The organism is Bradyrhizobium sp. BRP23 (genome assembly GCF_020194135.1).
GTDB classification, from domain to species: Bacteria; Pseudomonadota; Alphaproteobacteria; order Rhizobiales; family Xanthobacteraceae; genus Bradyrhizobium; species Bradyrhizobium yuanmingense.
This window is the reverse complement of sequence record NZ_JADYVW010000025.1, coordinates 23912-38409: the sequence shown is the minus strand read 5'-3', so window position 1 is coordinate 38409 and position 14498 is coordinate 23912. Positions and strand designations below refer to the sequence as shown.

Genomic DNA, 14498 nt, shown 5'->3' with positions numbered 1-14498 from the left:
CTTCCGTTTTCGCTGTTCTCGGCCAAGCCACTCTTGGCTGCGGTGGCTCCTGTGCTGTTTCCCGAGATGCGGCAGCGCGGGGCCAAACCGGGTGACCTCGTTGCGCTTCTGGCGGCAACCGGAGCGCAGACCGAAACGATCCCGCCCTCGCTAGTCCTGATCACAATCGGCTCGGTGACCGGCGTGTCGATCTCGGCGCTCTTCACTGGCGGGTTGCTCCCGGGCGTGGTGCTCGCGGTCATGCTCGCGGCCGTGGTCTGGTGGCGATATCGCCGCGAGGACCTGTCTCACGTCAAAAGGGCGAGGGCCCGGGAGATTGGCCGCGCCTTCGTCATCGCGATACCGGCCATCGCGCTGCCTTTCGTGATCCGGACCGCGGTCGTCGAAGGCGTCGCGACTGCAACGGAGGTCTCGACCATCGGCATTCTTTATTCGGCCTGCGCGGGTCTCTTCGTCTATCGCCAGTTCGACTGGCGTCGCATCTATCCGATGCTGGTCGAGACAGCCTCGCTGTCAGGCGCGATTCTGCTCATCATCGGCGCGGCGACAGGCATGGCCTGGGCACTGACCCAATCGGGATTTTCTGCCTCTCTGGCCAAATTCATGACCAGCCTTCCCGGCGGGGTCCCCGTCTTCCTGGCCGTGACGATCGTGACTTTCGTGATCCTCGGCAGCGTGCTGGAGGGAATCCCGGCTATCGTCCTGTTCGGCCCGCTGCTGTTCCCGATCGCGCGGCAGGTCGGGGTGCACGACGTCCACTACGCGATGGTGGTCGTTCTCGCCATGGGCATCGGCCTGTTCGCGCCGCCGTTCGGCGTCGGTTACTATGCCGCCTGCGCCATCAGCCGCATCAACCCGGACGAGGGCATGAAGCCGATCGTGGGCTACATGATCGCGCTGCTGATCGGCACCCTGATCGTCGCAGCCGTGCCCTGGTTGTCGATCGGCTTCCTTTGACGAGCTCGGCAGGAGCCTCGCGGAAACCCGTGCCTCCTGCTCGGGCGAATTTCGGCAGGTAAAGGGGCAGGCCGTCGCAAGGCATATCGATCTGCTCGACCTGGCCCTTGCCAACCTCCGTCACCCGGAGCTTCTTGCCTCCGAGCGTGAAGGCACAGTTCGTCGGCTGAGGCCCAGTTTGCAATTGTTGCCGAATCTGCTGAAGTGAGACTTGTTGATCTTCGAGGACCGAAATGGTTGACGTGACCTGGCGCGCGCGATTTCGTTTGAAACCAGCGCCACCTTCGGGCAGCGTCAAGAGGTCATATTTCGCGACGACCGCCGGCTTCTTCGTGAAGATGATGCTCAAGGTCTCGTCGAGCTGATAATACCCTCCCAGTGTGAGAAAATCGGTGCCTGGCGGGAATGTGTAGGTGTAGCTCGCGGTCCCATTGAATTTCACGGCGACCTGAGCCGTGAATTTGGGGTTGTCGATGGCCGAGCCTGCGAGAGCCGTGGCCTGCACGGAACGATAGAGCCAATCCTTGATCGCCAGATTCTTTGTGAGCGAATGGTACGAAATCGTTTCGCACTCGCAGGGCAGGGCACTATCGAGGATAGGTTTTTCAGAGTCGAAATTGATCGACGCTTCAGGTATGGCTGCCCCTCATATCAAGGGTGACGCCGTTACCACCGCCGATGACCCAGTTCGAGAAGGGTGTCGTCGCCGTAGCGGGCACCTTCCGCGTCAAGCCGACACCAGGAACGATATCCGCTTCTGATTTTGGATTGAGTGTGACCGCGATCTTCCAGTTTCGTGCATTGAACAGTTCATGCGGCACCTCGCGGTCAAGCGTGCCGAGCGCATCCTGGAGCTCGCAGGCCGAATGGAGCATGATCTCCCCCATCGGCAGAGCCCAGTCCGGAGCAATGTCGGGCACGATGACGCATCCGCCGAGCCCGCCTGCCAGCACAAGCGCTAATCGCCGCGATCCTGTCACGTTCGTCCCCCTGCCTCGTTCGTTCCCCGCTGCATGCGAAATCGCTTCCCCTCGCGATCCTGCCTTATGCAGCTACCCGCTCGCACTATTGCAGGCCATCCCCCGCAATGCGCTCCTGCCGCAAAGTCACGTAACCGGCCCACCATCCGCGCCAGCGATCGACAGCGGGCCCACTTTCCAACCGATACGCAAAGACCGCCGAACCGCCACCGCTATCGATACTGCAGGTGATATCGTGTGCATTATTTTCGCTCTCTGCCTTCGGCACACAGGCTACAACCTTGTAGCCGGGCTCTGCAGCAAATCGGGATTGGTAGTTGCGGGAATGCGATGCCAGGGCGACGGGGTGATCGTCCTTGGTCTCTGAAACCGTGTAGCTTCTCTCAAGCTTGGCGGGGCCCAGGGGCGCTTTCGACGCCGTCCCGTCGACCGCAATGGTGGTGTTCGCGTCGACCACGAGATCGTCCTGAGCCACGCGCCAACACCGCTTGTCCTCGGCAATGTCATACAAAGGACTTGCGATTAGCTCCGACGCGGGGATGAAGTAATTCACACCGTTTACTTTGCGTGTCTCGCCGCCGAAGGTCCACTGGACAATGCCGCCTGCCGCGATACCCAACAGAAAGCCGTGATCTTCGAAAACCGGGCCCCCGCTGTTGCCCGGGTTCATCACAGTGTCCGTCTGCCACCGCAGTTCCTTGGGTGGGGAGCCGTGATTGCTGATCAGACCGCCCGACAAGCTCAGGTCCTGATTGAGCGGAAAGCCCAGTACGAGCACCGAAGTGCCCATCGGAGCCTGGGACGGTTTTAAGACAATGGGGATAGGGCAGCGCTTCCCGCCCGCGTCGGAAACGGGTGTGCTCAGCTGGAGCAGCGCTAGATCACGATCCGGATGGTGAAGAGAGGAGTGGGCGGACAAGTGCCTCGCGCCGTCTGGGCTCATGTCGAACCGCGCGACACTTTTGCTCTCGCTGCGGTCAGTCCAGGGGGCTGGCGATTGCCAAGGAAAAGCATCCGATCGTAACCAGCTACTGACATCGAACCAACCCTTGGGACAACCCCACGAGCCAGACGTCTCTCATACGGGGGCTGACCTCCAGTATGTCGCTCTGCTACCGCCGATTCATCCGCAGGGTGCCGATCTTGAGAGGCTCCGCCGCAAGTGCGAAGGTGAGATTTTGCTGGGACTTTTTCTCGTGGCCGCGAAGCGCTTTCATGATGGATGGGTGATCCGTCGTGAAGAGAAGCTTCTCATCGAGGCACGCCTCAACTTCCTTCTTAGGCCGCTTGTCGGATACGAGGCCGAGCATCAGGATTGGGCGGATCGTCGGCTTAACATTAATGCCGGGCGAGGTAGCTCGCGCGTCACCCATGACGGGATCCGTTTCCCAATACTTATCGGGATCGAAGAAAATCATGGGGGTCACTTCGTCGAGGGTCTTCGCGTAGTAGTTCCGCTCCACGTCCTGGTAGACCTCCCGCATGGTTCCGCCGCCGCCTCGCCCATAGACGATGCCGGCACGCGAATTGTTGACGAGGGCCTCTTCCCTTAGGCTGTTCTGAAAATACTTTGCATAGTGTGTTGCGAAGGGCATAGTCGGCTCGGCACCGTAGAGCCAGGTCGGGATAGCGAGGCTGACGGGGAGAATTTCGGGCGCCTTGGCTCGCGCCTCGAGCGCTACTTTCAGCCATCTGCGTGCGTCGTCAATGGCGCCGAGCTTTTCGTCCTTGATGGTCCAGGTGTCAGTAAAAAGGTCATCCAGAATGGGCGCCTTCGGTACAGCGCTTAAAAGGCCGATCGCTTCGTCGAGCGGACCTACGCTCTCGAACGATGAAAAAGCCACGCCCAGATGAGCGGCCTCCATCACCCCCGGCCCTCCGCCCGTGACCAAGAGAAAGTGCGCGCGGGCAAGTTCGCGCGCCAAATAAGCAATGGCTTTATAGGCCGCATGGTCTCGCGGAAAGACTGTGACCTCCCATCACGCCGACCAGCGGCCGTTGAACCGTTTTCAGAAAGATGCGTAGGGCATCGGCGATGGCTGCGTCGTGCGCGGCTTGCGCGGCGCGGACGGCGAGTGACGTTGGCACCGGCCCGCCGTCGGTTGCGAACTCACGGTAGATCGCAAAGTCCCGGGAGAGCGTGAAGCCCATGGGGTCCCATGGGTTGAAGCCTCCGAGCAACTCCTGAGCGGTGTACAGTTGGCTAGGCACAATGACGCCCATCGCAAAGCCTCCGGCGAAAATGACAAAAGTAATTCAGCGTGAGACGTTTCGACGGGCGTTATACACCCGCCGCACGTATTGCGCGAGCGTCGTATTCGTGCATGATGCGCCTCGAAGCGGGGGAGCGATCATGGTCGCGGCGGTGACAGTCAAAGCCTATGCTAGCCCGAGCTGCGTGCTCTTGACGTTCGATTGGAAAGACGGCGCCGAACACGAAGATTTCCTTGGGTTCGCCATCCAGCGCAATCCGGGTTATGGGCGCGACAGAAAGCCGCAATTCTTATTCAACAAGCTCGACTTTGTGCCCCTCGCGGAGGACGCCCGCCCAAAGGGAAGCGATAAGGCGCCGATCCAAAAGTTCAACTGGTGGGACGGCGGGATCAACCTAGACGATCAAGGCCAGACGTTCGAGTATACAGTTATTCCTGTGCTTGGCACCAGCCCAGGCGATCTGCAGCTCCAGGACGCGGCGGCCGGAAAAAGAACCGTGACGGTGCCAAGGCCCCTCGAAGGACAGATCGCCACCTACTTCAATCGCGCCGTCGTCAGCGCGCAGAGCTTTGCCAAGCAAAAGGACAAGCCGCTTGAGAAGCGGATGGATGGCTGGCCAACGGCCTGCAAAACGCCATTCCTCAAATCCTCAGCGAGAGCGACGCATTTGAATGCGCCATCTATCATCTGTCGGACGACCGGTGGATCATCCCGGCTTTCGAGGCCTTCAAAGGGCGCGGCTCGATCATCTATTTCGAGAAAGCTGACGACACCAAGTCCCGCGCCGCCGCGCATCGGATCGCGGAGGCACGACCCAACATCTCGATCCATAAGCGGGATGCCATATCCAAGCTAATGCACGATAAGTTCATCATCTTCTACCGGAAAAAGCATGAGCAGGCCGTCTTGATGGGCTCGACCAACTTTACGCCTGAAGCCCAAACGATCCAGGCCAACCTCCTTCATATCATCCATTCCCGCGAACTTGCCGCGCTTTACGCCGAGCGCGCGAACGTGCTGGCCAAAAATCTCGGCAAGAAAGATATGGACCCGCCGGACTGGAACGACGTCACGGACGTCGACGGCACCGAAATGCGCGTCTTCTTTTTGCCCGAGCCCGGCGAAAGCCGAAAGTTTCTCGACACGGTGACCGAGGCGGTCAAGAACGCGAAGTCCTCCGTGCTGTTCTGCATGTACACGGCCTCCGACAAGGATCTCATGGAGGCAATCTTTGCCAAGGGAGACTCGTCGAAGCACTTGATCTACGGGCTTCTCAACAGCATCGATGATCCCGACAAGCCGACCAAAAAGGGCGAGAAGCGCAAGCTTCCGGAGATCGCCGCGACCATTTTCCATCGCTCGCAGAATAACCCGGACACACTTCCCTACGCCGCTTTTAGCGCCAATGCGCCACGCGGCTTCCTGCCCGAGCTCAAGACCATCGATACCTCACCGTTTGATGCCTCCGCCGCAAAAGGCAAAGCAAAACCGGCAAAGAAAGCCACAAAGAAGAAATCGAGTGGCCCGCCGCCTATCCACGTGCATCACAAATTCATCGTGATCGATGGGGATACGGAGACGCCCACCATTTACACGGGCTCGCCGAACTTCAGCAAGGCATCGGAAAACTCAAACGACGAGAATGTCCTTGAGATCAAGGGCAACACGCATCTGGCCCAAGCCTATGTTGCCGAGTTGATGCGCCTCTACAATCACTACCGTGCCCGCGCGATCTGGAACAAGACCCACGAAAAGACAGGCACGAAACCGAAGCCGGGCTCGGAGGCCGATCCTCTTGTCCTCAAGCAAACGCGGGATGAGTGGGTGAAAGACGCCTATAAGAAAGGCACAAAGGCCGCTCTCGCCAGGGAGCGCGGCTTATAGGGGCGCTCTGATGTTTTCGTTTCTCAGACGTTGCTTGAATTTTGTTTTTTGTACTCGAACAAACCATTTCCGATCGAACCTATTCAATTGCAATCATGGCCCAGACCCCACGATCCTCAGCCCTTCTCCGTCTTTCCAAACGCTATACCATCATCGCTGTCGCGGCCTGGACCATCGCCGGCGCTGTGATCGCCGGGGTCTGGAAGGTCTACGAGTTTCAGACCGAGCAGGCCCGGCTCCTTAGTGAATCGCTTGCGAAGCAGGCCGAAGTCATTGCCGAGCGCGACGAGGCACGCAGCCAGGCCGCGCTGACCCGAAGGATCGAGGCGCAGAAGCCCTTCTTGCAGAAGAAGCTCGATCTCTTCTTCGAGACCATTCAGCAGGCTCAGCGCCTGACAGAGTGGGAGCTCGACCCTAAAGATGAAACCTGGAAGCAGGCGACCAAGCGCTTTTGGGAATTGCGTTGGGGCGAATTGGAGATGGTAGGCGATGCCGGCGTCCGGAACGCCGCGCGGCTTGTCGGCCAGCAGATCACAGAGACGGAGGAATTTCCAAGCCGCGACAGGCACGATCTCCGTTGGGCGGTTGAGTGCTTGGCGGACGAGCTTCGCTTTGCCATCGAGCACGCGTGGGGAATCGATCGAAATGCCACGCGCGAGAGCGTGCTGCGCGGGGAGGGAGCCACCGGTAAGCTTCCCAATGGCTGTGTCGCTGGCAACCGCGATCCCATCCGCCCGGCCGGCATGCAACCCCTCAAGGCAAAGGGAAACCTTCACCAAGTACGGTCGCCCCAAACTGAATAGGGCCGGTCTGTTGCAAACGTCTGGAGCACTACATGATTCTTCGCCGATCTGTCCTGTTCGCCCTCGTCTTGTTGCTCGGCACAGCGCCGACGGCCCACGCGCGTGACATCCGAATTGCGACATGGAATCTGGGCTGGCATCTCAGCCAGGTCGAGGCGAAGGAGTGGATTCGTGATTGCGGTCAACCTTTCGCCCTCAATCCAGCGAGTGGATTGTTTGAACCCTCGACGGCAGGGGCCACCAAGCCGGGCTGGGAGCTCAAATGGGGACGAAACGCAAAGATCAAATGGGACATCGCGGCAAAGCCGCCATGCGACGTTTACCAGGCCAATTTCAAGATCGTGCCGGTGACCGAAGCCGCCTACCAAAAGCGCTCGCAGCAACTCCAGGATTTCATCCGAACGAACCTCGATCCTGACATCATCACTTTTCAGGAGGTTAGCGGCGCCACCGCCGTTCGCGAGGTTCTGCCCAACAACGGTGCTGATTACGAGATTTGTTCGTTCGACACGTTCAAGGTCCAGCGGCTCGCGATTGCTTGGAAAAAGAACCTCGGGACGGGCTCCGATTGTGGGGTCGTTGCGCCCCTATCACTCCCGGATCTAGCCGCCGTAGATCAGGTGCGCCCGGGCTTATCACTGACGCTGCAGATCGATGGCAAGCCGTTGCGTGTTATGACCGTGCATCTCAAATCCTCCTGCGTCAGCCCGCTCGAAGACCGCGGCAAGCTTGACGGCGGGGGCGATGCGTGTGCCATCCTGCAGAAACAGGTGCGCCCGTTGGAGGATTGGCTGGAAGCGAGCTCTGCCAGCATGCCGGTCGTTCTGATGGGAGACTTCAACCGCAATCTGTCGCACGAGAAAAATTCGATCGGAAAATCAGATATTCGCTCGGACGGAAGCGATCCCGCTTCCTCCCTTCCGAGTGGCGTCCTCGTTCGCAGCCTCTATGGCGAGGTCAATGATGGGGCCCCCACTTCCAGCGCCCTTTCCCATCTGGAGCCGGAATGCCCGGTCAACCCTGTCGCTAAGCAACTCTGCGAACGCTCGAAGCGTGAGCTCTTCGATCAAGAGGCCGTCAAGCCGCTGACAAAGGCCGATAGCCTTGGCTGCCGCAATCCCCTGGGCCTTGATCAGATGCTCGTGAGCGCGAGCCTTTCGATTCCAGATCCTGCCATCAAGGTTGCGATCGGGCGCTTCGGCGGGACGCGCCCGGCAGGCCAAGGCCATCCGGATCCTTTGCTGGCCATTTCAGATCATTGTCCCTCCAAAGCGACGCTTCGTTTCTAGTGCAAGGGCGACTGAGCCGATCCAAAAATGCCTCGCCCGGTTAGTCCGGGCGGGGCATTACCTTGCGCAGGAGCCGGCCGCGATCTTGCGGCAGCGTCGCACCACGATCATGCGAGCTTCGCAGGATGGACGCACTGATTCCGTTAAGGAGCGTCAGTCGCAAGCAACCGAGGGCGCGTTGTCGTGCTTGAGGTGTCGCTTTCGGACATTGTAACTCACCAGCCAGATCACGCCGACTGCGATCGGCACGAAGGCTGCGGTCAGGAACGAGGGCTCTACTCGCAGTCCGACGTCATGCGCGCCCTTGGCAAGATAGCTAAACAAGCTGACCACATAATATCCTATCGCTCCGACCGACAATCCTTCGACCGTGCACTGCAGCCGAAGTTGCTGTCTGGCGCGCTCGTTGATAGCCTGCAACAGGTCACGATGTTGTCGTTCGATTTCGACGTCGACACGGGTTCGCAACAGATCGGCGGCACGCGCGAGCTTGACCGACAGAGCCGCCTGACGATCCTCTACGGTCGCGCAGGTTCGCATTGCGGGCGCCATGCGGCGCGCCAGAAACGACGACCAGGTTGGATAACCCGAGACATCGTTGCCTTCAATGATGGACAGTCGCGATTGGACCAGCTCGTTGTAGGCTCTGCTGGCGCCGAAGCGAAACAGGCTGCCGGTCGCGCCTTTTTCGAAGCAGGCGGCCAGCGCCGTCAACTCGGCAAGCAGATGGTTGTTGAACTGCAGCCCCTCACCGCTTTGCATTTTTTCGAGCGCCTCAACAAGACGGCGGTCGATGCGATCAACGGAAGGTGCAAGCTCAAGGGCGGCCGACAGGCCAAGCAGCGCCAGTGGACGGTAGGTCTCGATCTCCAGGAGCCGTTGCACCAGCGCTCCGAGATCCTGCGACGTCAATCCGAGGTCGCAGACGAGGATTTTCGTAAAGCCTTTTTCGTCTACGCGGAAGTCTGAGGCGGCAACGCCTGCGCCGTTCTTTGTGGCAACCATGGCCAGGCTGTTCTTGTCAAAAACCTGTTCGGCGCGCCTGGTCGGCGAGGCGTCCTGCTCCACTTCTAGCCTGATCGCGACCAGCAACTGTCCGGTCTGACGCAACGCGCGGATCAGCGATCGGACGGTACCATCAACTTTGTCAAATCGGTCTGCGGCGGAAACATTTTGTTACTCCAGATCCAGGTAAATGTTGTGAATTCCGAATGCTGCTCCCAACGTAGCGTAGCGGTCCCGATGACAATCTGATGAAGTTTCGCCGATTGCTCAGGTGGCGGAAGATTGCGCTCGAGGCAAAAATCGATAAAGCGGCAGCGATCGCTTGTGGCCGCCTCACCCTGCGCAAGAAAAGCCAAGTGGATCACGCTGAATGGCGAATCAAGGCGCGTGAAAGGGCGTGCGTGCACTTCGCCGAGCACGGCGTCGCGTTGCGGATGTGGCGTGAAGGTTCGCAGATCCAATTCATCGACCATGTATTGACATCTCTCTTCAGGGTGAGCAAGCAACCGTCAGCCGCGCGAGGCCGTGGCAAGCAGGAGCGTCTTCCGTTCCCCCGGCGGGGTGCAGACAGGCAACCTCCGGTGCGGCAACCACACTGTCGATTGACAGATCGAGGCCCAAACACGACTCCCATCTTGCTGCCGCCGCCCTGACGCGGAGAGGCGGTGCAGGATTTGGGCCAGCACTGCAGAAGGGGCACGCTTGTGTCCTTTGGCGCAATGTGGCTTTCGAAGACAGTTGGAGGCGGGTTTCAGACATGAAGCGCGCGCTTGTATTCTGATAGGATGCGTACGTGGCGCAGGCCACAGGAAATTGCCTGCTTCGCACGGTGATCGCTCGCCAGGCGGCTGAGACGCCATGCTGTGGACGGATTTGTCCATGCAGAGACCGGCGACTGACCGCGCCCGGACCAGCCGGGCAAGGCTTGGCCGATGGGCTGATAACGTCACGTCGCGTGAGGATGACGTGATCACGCAGCCGGAGCGCACGCTGTCATAGTCTTTTGAGGTGACATTCAGGGCAGTGCAAGCGCCGCGGCTCGACCGCAGTGAGACAGATACGTGGCGAATGTCGTGAGCGATCGACCGAATAGCGGCGGATCACAAGTACGGCCGACTCGACTTGGCGGGCGTATTGCTCAAGTGCGCTCGCGGAGGTTTTGATCCGTCTGTCGCCACGCGGCCGAGAGCCAATCTCGGTCAAACTCGCTCGCCGGTCTTTGCAGGACGCGAGGATCGCCACGTTCTCGTTGATGTCAGCTCTGTTTCGGATCGAGCGCACGAAGCGGCCTCTTCGATGGGTGGATCTGGCCGAAGGCCGGCTAAGCAGCCTCGATCGCCTATGGCGCAACAGCGGCGTCACAACGCTCATCCCCTGCCGGCTGCGCCGTCATTCCTCGCCAAACAAGAAAGTTCCTCCTCTGCTGTCGAGCCCCTGCGGGGTGCGCCGTCGATCACCTCCGGCCTGTCGATCACCATCGAGGCCGCAAGGTGCGGGCTCGGAAAACAGAGATCAAGGAGAACTACCATGGCGACCATCGGCACCTTCAAGACGACCGGCAACAACGAGTCCGGGCGCTCTATCTGCCAAAGGAATGGACGGACGACCCCGCTCGCCTGAAAGCCGCGCATGTCCCGAGCGATGGGCTTTGCTACGAAGCCCAAGATCGCGCGTCGAATGGTCGCTCCGCGATCGCCGCAAAGGTGCCGTTCTCGTTCGTAACGGCGGACAGCGTGTATGGCACAGGTGAGATCGAAACCCTGCTGCGCAAGGCGGGAAAAGGCTATGTTCTGGGCGTTGCTTCCAATCACGTGTTCCGTTCATGGGGCAAGCAGCAGCCGGTCGCCGGCACCGCCTCCGCGATCGCGCAGAGCCTTCCCAAGAAGTGGCCTGGCACCGCTCCGCCTCCGGCGAAGGGACCAAAGGTCCGCGCTGGCACTTGGCCGATCTCGACGCTGGTGAATACAACGACGACCTTGCCGGAGAATGGACGGGGGGTCTTCTGATCCGTCGCAACGTTACTGACGCCAGCTTGGCCTTCTCCACATGGTGCCCCAAGGGCAGGTCCATGCAGAAGCTGGCGTCGGTGGAAGGCCATCGCTGGGCTATAGAGGACAGCTTCGAAACCGCCAAGAACGAGCTCGGCCTTGACCACAACGAAAGCCGCTCCTGGCATGGCTGGCATCGCCATGTCTCACTCGTCATGCTGGCCTTCGCCATGATGGCCGTCATCCGTCATCGAGCCAACACTGGACCATCGCTCAAAAAATGCGACCGCGGCCTCGACCGAAGCATCGCTCTTGATCCGCTTGTCGATCCGGGAAATCCGCCCCATCGCCATGAAGCTTCCCCAGCGACTCATCTCGCACGCCTACGTCCTCGCATGGTCGTCCTGGCGTAGGGCTCATCAGGCCAACGCGCGCAAAGCCCATCTCAGGCAAAAATTGCAACTGTAATGCTAGTTAGGGCACCCGACGGAACACAGCAAGACCGAGTCGTCGTTCTCAGGGGGCAAATACAGCAGTGCCATTAGCCCACTACAAAAATAAAAAACATAAGTCCAGAACGCACAGACAATTACGCGTTCCGGTCAATCAACCGGCCCTAACGAAGAACATTGGGTTCCAAGCTAGATTGATCCGCTCAGCTTCTTGGTCATCCAGGGACGACTCTAAGTTGACCCCACCGGCTCATATCATGCGGCAAAGCCGGGGGCCGACTTCCTCGAAGCCGTTGCGCAGATAGAAGTCGAGGGTGCGCTTCCATTTCGGCTGCCACGGTGCTCCGACCTCCAGCCGCTTCCATCCTCGCGCGCGTCCTTCGGACAGAGCGACCGCGATCAGATGAGGCGCAATGCCCTGCGATCTCATGTCGGGGCGAACATAGAGCTCCGAGATTTCTCCAAACTTGCCGCCCGCGTAGATCGCAGTGCATTCGTTTAGAACCATGACGCCAACCGGCTCGTTGTCTCCGCAAGCGATCACCGCGACGACGCTGACATCCGCAAGAACTGCCGCCGCGCTTTGCGTGACGATTTCGATCCCCGGGGCCATCCGGCGCAAGAGCTCGACTTGGAGAGCATAAACGAAGCCGGCGACGGTTCCGGCATCTGTGACTTCAGCGCGGCGTGTGGATATGACCGGCATCTTTCTTTCTGCTCCGCATCGGAATTGAATCACTCTGCGCCACGAGCGTCAGCGTGACATTTGTGATCCGCTAGACAGACAAGGCTAGCTGAGATTCCCGAACACCTCGAACCAGAGCCGATTGGAGCACTTTCCAATCAGCTGATCTCTGCTGTGGGTCTTGGTTGTATGAAAACGCCTGATGACCCGCGATTTCGGCTGTCAATCAGCGTCCACAACTGAATTTCGATCCAACCGATGGCTTTCACGTCGCAGGGTTTCATCACGAAGCTAAAGCGCGCCTCTCCAAGATAGGATCATGATCATCGCGAACTTCATTGTCGAAACGGTCCTTCAAGCGGCTGCTGACCTTGTGCCGACAATCCAATGAGACGATCACGCATTCCAGGTCAAAAGGCCGATGGATGTCGTCACCTAGAAGGAAACCGTTCAGAGGTGTATGCACCCCACCGCATTTTGACCCTCGGGAACCGAGCTCAATCGCTCTGTGACGGCAGTCTATGGATATTGGCCATCTCCTTCCTCGATGCTGAATCCTTTACCAGTCACGATGTTTGGAGACCAGCTCTCTGGAATGGTAGCCATGGATCCCTCCCGCCAGAAGGATCGCTGGGTTAGGATTCGACAGCCAATGACAGGATCCTCTCGGTCGTCGAGAGCGATCGGGTCGAGACGATAACTCCACTCCTTAGCTCCGCGGCAAAGTCGATTTGCACCGGAACCGCCTCGCTTGGTGCGCTCTTGCTACAAAACAAGGCCCGCGCGCAGGTTCGCAGCACGCGTCGGGGAGTTGCCGTCAGGCCAGTACGCCGCGCCGATCAAGAGTTGCTCGATCGTGTTGAGATTTTCGACGATGAACTCGGCTTGCCGGTCGGGCCGCCTTGACACCGACATCCTCGGCGGGATGTACCGCGTCCACAAAGAAGCGGTCAGGCCACGAGCTGCTGGAGTGTTGCAATCTCTTCCTGTCGCTCGCGGAAGGAGGGCTCGCGGACCAGGTCCAGGCGCTGCTAGTCGGTACATCTTCTTCGGCTGCGGAGCCTCGCCATTGCCCGTTCGTATCTAGCTTCACTGGTGCCCGAACCCGGGAGACCACGTCGCTTGGCTTGGTCAGGCGATGAGCGCGTTGCTTGCCGCGGCTTCATGCTGCCATGAGTTTCGCGAGCCGCGTCAACGCTTCGCGCTCTTGGTGGCGATTCACGTGCGCAATTTGACCTGGTCAAATGTCCAAGCCTTGAATAGCTTTGCCGGGCCAGGAATTTCGCCCCGAGCTGCCGCTGCCTGTATAGCTCTCTTGTTCTCGCCTGTTATTTGGGCGACATCTTCGACCTTGACGCGTTCGGATGTCCCGTTCATCGGTTCTTCGCGCCAATCACGGGGCCGATTAACTGTCTGATGACTTCGGGGCGGGTAAGATTTGGTTGCTTTTGCTGGCGCTTCAATCGTGTCCGCTTGTCGGTGTGTATGTCTGAATCCCGACACGAAGTCGCACATGATCGGCCGTCGCGGCACGATGCATTGATTTTCTCTTCCTCAAGCAAGTCTCGCACAGATACTTTTGCGGCATGCTGATTGCAGGGAGACGATAAAGGACCGTTTCGGCAATAGTGGTCTCTCGGTCAACGACGCAGGAGAGATGAAAGTTCTCGATCGTATGCAAATTGATACTAAAAACTGCCCCGGGTAAGGCACCTCCCCAATTGAAGCGCTTTGTTCAGCGCGTGTCGGCCGCAGATCATGTCGTTCACGCAAACTAGCGAAGCTGCACAGGAGTTCTGATGAGCTCTACGCAAGCAATTCGTGAACGCCTGCGCGACGCCGGCGCGTCGTTTGCGGCAAACGACAATATCGCAGAATATCTGCTGCCTGGTGACATTGATGTGATCCAAGCCGAGGTCGAGCAGCACGTGCACGCTGTGCTTGAGGCCATGGTTATCGACACCAGCCGCGACCACAACACCAAAGCGACCGCGAAGCGCGCAAATTTGTGCGCCTTGCCAACTGGATCATGTCGCGCCCGCACATCCAGGAGGAGGCCGCTGTTATGCTGGCGGACGAACTGGAACGCCGTATCCTGCCGAAGGGATTGGCCGTCATCGTTAGGGCGCAGCACCAATGCATGATCTAGCGTGGTGTTCGCTAGACTGACACCATCATGATAACCAGCATCATGCGCGTGCTTTCCGCGACGACAAAATATCGCGCAGCGAATTTATGGCA

At 59.3% G+C, this 14498-nt stretch carries 10 protein-coding genes and 3 pseudogenes; 6 read left to right on the top strand and 7 right to left on the bottom strand.

From position 1 onward, the window contains the following. Window positions 1-33 precede the first annotated feature (33 nt). Window positions 34-957, top strand: a pseudogene (locus I6F24_RS35635) (TRAP transporter large permease); the annotation flags it as partial. 629 nt (window positions 958-1586) lie between these two features. On the opposite strand, the gene I6F24_RS35630 reads toward I6F24_RS35635, so the two are convergent. From I6F24_RS35630 to I6F24_RS35615, 4 genes are all read right to left on the bottom strand, one after another. Continuing rightward, window positions 1587-1877, bottom strand: coding sequence for a hypothetical protein (locus I6F24_RS35630; protein ID WP_225131104.1), 291 nt, complete (start codon window positions 1875-1877; stop codon window positions 1587-1589). Window positions 1878-2022: 145 nt separating this feature from the next. Then, window positions 2023-2880: a serine protease gene (locus I6F24_RS35625; RefSeq protein ID WP_225131102.1), complete on the bottom strand. Its 858-nt coding sequence runs from the start codon at window positions 2878-2880 to the stop codon at window positions 2023-2025. Window positions 2881-3049: 169 nt separating this feature from the next. After that, window positions 3050-3805 carry a hypothetical protein gene (locus I6F24_RS35620; protein WP_225131100.1) on the bottom strand — a complete coding sequence of 252 codons (756 nt, stop codon included), beginning with the start codon at window positions 3803-3805 and terminating at the stop codon, window positions 3050-3052. A 70-nt stretch (window positions 3806-3875) separates the two neighbouring features. Continuing rightward, entirely contained in the window at window positions 3876-4160 is a 285-nt protein-coding gene (locus tag I6F24_RS35615) for a hypothetical protein (protein ID WP_225131098.1), read from the bottom strand. Between the two features lie 603 nt (window positions 4161-4763). On the opposite strand from I6F24_RS35615, the gene I6F24_RS35610 reads away from it, so the two are divergent. Genes I6F24_RS35610 through I6F24_RS35600 form a run of 3 tightly spaced genes read left to right on the top strand, consistent with a single transcriptional unit; the run spans window position 4764 to window position 8127 of the window. After that, window positions 4764-6035: a phospholipase D-like domain-containing protein gene (locus tag I6F24_RS35610; RefSeq protein WP_306469184.1), complete on the top strand. Its 1272-nt coding sequence runs from the start codon at window positions 4764-4766 to the stop codon at window positions 6033-6035. Between the two features lie 41 nt (window positions 6036-6076). Further along, a complete protein-coding gene (locus I6F24_RS35605) occupies window positions 6077-6838 on the top strand; it encodes a hypothetical protein (protein ID WP_225143501.1) in 762 nt (253 codons plus the stop codon). Window positions 6839-6870: 32 nt separating this feature from the next. Next, on the top strand, window positions 6871-8127 hold the full coding sequence (locus tag I6F24_RS35600; RefSeq protein WP_225131093.1) for an endonuclease/exonuclease/phosphatase family protein: 1257 nt from the start codon (window positions 6871-6873) through the stop codon (window positions 8125-8127). A 153-nt stretch (window positions 8128-8280) separates the two neighbouring features. Here the strand turns inward: I6F24_RS35600 and I6F24_RS35595 are convergent. Continuing rightward, window positions 8281-9605, bottom strand: a pseudogene (locus I6F24_RS35595) (DUF3422 domain-containing protein). Window positions 9606-10703: 1098 nt separating this feature from the next. On the opposite strand from I6F24_RS35595, the pseudogene I6F24_RS35590 reads away from it, so the two are divergent. Beyond that, window positions 10704-11436: pseudogene (locus tag I6F24_RS35590) on the top strand (IS701 family transposase); the annotation flags it as partial. Between the two features lie 386 nt (window positions 11437-11822). Here I6F24_RS35590 and I6F24_RS35585 read toward each other — a convergent pair. Together I6F24_RS35585 and I6F24_RS35580 are read right to left on the bottom strand one after the other, a co-directional pair. Beyond that, window positions 11823-12311: a GNAT family N-acetyltransferase gene (locus I6F24_RS35585; RefSeq protein ID WP_225131080.1), complete on the bottom strand. Its 489-nt coding sequence runs from the start codon at window positions 12309-12311 to the stop codon at window positions 11823-11825. A 711-nt stretch (window positions 12312-13022) separates the two neighbouring features. Then, complete coding sequence (locus I6F24_RS35580) at window positions 13023-13166, bottom strand: hypothetical protein (RefSeq protein WP_225131078.1); 144 nt, start codon at window positions 13164-13166, stop codon at window positions 13023-13025. Window positions 13167-14286: 1120 nt separating this feature from the next. Here I6F24_RS35580 and I6F24_RS35575 point away from each other — a divergent pair. Further along, complete coding sequence (locus I6F24_RS35575; RefSeq protein ID WP_249782202.1) at window positions 14287-14406, top strand: GTP cyclohydrolase I; 120 nt, start codon at window positions 14287-14289, stop codon at window positions 14404-14406. Window positions 14407-14498: the final 92 nt, after the last annotated feature.